The 1,474-nt window shown below is 64.6% G+C and carries 1 protein-coding gene; it reads right to left on the bottom strand.

Features of this window, described 5'->3' with window-relative positions:
* Window positions 1-74: 74 nt before the first annotated feature.
* The coding region (locus ACV22W_RS33455) for an ABC transporter permease (protein ID WP_448023808.1) at window positions 75-1,474 on the bottom strand (1,400 nt) is incomplete at its 5' end.

Raw genomic sequence — 1,474 nt, 5'->3', positions numbered from 1 at the left:
CCGCGGCGGCTGAAGCGGCTGTGACGTCTGGGCGGGGGCGTTGATTACGGTCGAATTTTGCATCGCGCTTACTCTCAATCGAGACGGAGCCGGGATTCCGCATAGGCGTACATCGGACGCCACAGCAGGCGGTTGAACAAGGTGACGAACAGGGACATCACGGCGATGCCCAGGATGATCTTCGGAAAGTCGCCGGCCGCGGTCGTCTGTGCGATGTACGAGCCGAGGCCGTGCGCGACGACCTTCGTGTCGCCCCACTGCACGAACTCGGACACGATGCTCGCGTTCCACGCGCCGCCCGACGCGGTGATCGCACCGGTCACGTAATACGGGAAGATGCCGGGCAGCATCGCCTGCCGCCACCACTGCCAGCCGCGAATGCGGAAATTCTTCGTCGCTTCCTTGTAGTCGTTCGGATAGGACATCGCGCCGGCGATCACGTTGAACAGGATGTACCACTGCGTGCCGAGCACGATCAGCGGCGATAGCCAGATGTCCGCGTCCAGATGGAAGTGGACGATCACGATCACGAACACCGGGAACAGGAGGTTCGCCGGGAACGCGGCGAGAAACTGCGCGAGCGGCTGGATCTTCTCGGCCAGCGCGGGACGCAGCCCGATCAGCACGCCGAGCGGCACCCAGATCACCGACGCGATCGCGATCAGCACGATCACACGCAGCAGCGTGATCAACCCGAGCGTCAGCACGTGACCGACCTCGCTCATCGTCACGCCGGTCGCGACGAAGCTGACGACGCGCCACGCGATATACACGGTAATCAGGATCACGAACGTTCCCCACACGATGTCACCGACGCGCGACGACCCGCGCGCCGACGTGCCGCGCGAACGCGTGCCCGTCAGCGCCGGCACGCGCAGCGGAATCCGCGCGGCCTGCGACAGCAGCCAGCCGGCCGGCACCAGCAGCTGATGGATCAGGTGCGTGCGGCGCAGCATGTCGAGCAGCCAGGACTGCGGCGCGTCGCCCGACGCGGTGTTCTCCATCCGGAACTTGTCGGCCCATGCGACGAGCGGACGGAACAGGAACTGGTCGTACGCGAGAATCACGACCGACATCGCGACGATCACCCAGCCCACCGCGCCGAGGTTCTTGTCCGAGATCGCCTGTGCGAGATACGCGCCGATCCCGGGCAGTGTGATGGTCTGGTTGCCGACGGTGATGGCCTCGGATGCGACGACGAAAAACCAGCCGCCCGACATCGACATCATCATGTTCCAGATCAGCCCCGGCATCGAGAACGGCACCTCGAGCTTCCAGAAGCGCTGCCACGACGTCAGGTGAAAGCCGCGCGACACTTCGCTCAGGTCGCGCGGCACCGTGCGCAGCGACTGATAGAAGCTGAACGTCATGTTCCACGCCTGGCTCGTGAAGATCGCGAAGATCGCGGCCAGTTCCGCACCGAGCACGCGGCCCGGGAACAGTGCAAGGAAGAACGTGACCGTAAACGAGATAT

This window comes from Burkholderia sp. AW49-1 (assembly GCF_053427845.1).
Note: the sequence above shows the minus strand (reverse complement) of the source record. Positions and strands in the feature narration are given on the sequence as shown.